General features: G+C 74.1%; 1 protein-coding gene. It reads right to left on the bottom strand.

Features of this window, described 5'->3' with window-relative positions:
- On the bottom strand, window positions 1–456 hold a 456-nt coding region (locus D7V93_RS43915), incomplete at both ends, for an acyl carrier protein (RefSeq protein WP_147451728.1).

Genomic DNA, 456 nt, shown 5'->3' with positions numbered 1-456 from the left:
AGATGTGTATATGAGACAGACCTGGACCTGCACCGGGGCCGGCGCGGACGCGGGCTGTCCGGACAGGAGCGCGAGCTGCTGGGTCATCAGGCGCAGCTGCTGCTCGATGACGGCCTGGAGCGTGCCGGCTGGCGCGGACGGGGCGGCCTGGAACACGGGCGCGGCGACGGCGTGCTGCTGCGCGAGGATGTTCGCGGCGAGCTGCGCGGGCGCGGACGGAGCAGCGGCAACCGGCGCGGGAGCGGCAGCAGGGGCGGGCGCGGCCTCCGGGGCCATGCGGCCGTCGAGGTACGCGGCGAGCTGGCCCAGCGAAGGGACCTCTTCCAGCAGCTGCCGGAAGGTGACCTTCACGCCGAACTGCTTCTGCACCGCGAGCGCCGCCTGGGTGAGCACCAGCGAGTCGAGCCCCAGCTCCAGGAAGCTCGCGCCCGCGTCGGCGTCGCCGAGCTCCAGGCC

It is taken from the genome of Corallococcus llansteffanensis (assembly GCF_003612055.1).
Classification (GTDB): domain Bacteria; phylum Myxococcota; class Myxococcia; order Myxococcales; family Myxococcaceae; genus Corallococcus; species Corallococcus llansteffanensis.
This window is presented reverse-complemented; position numbering and strand designations above follow the sequence as displayed.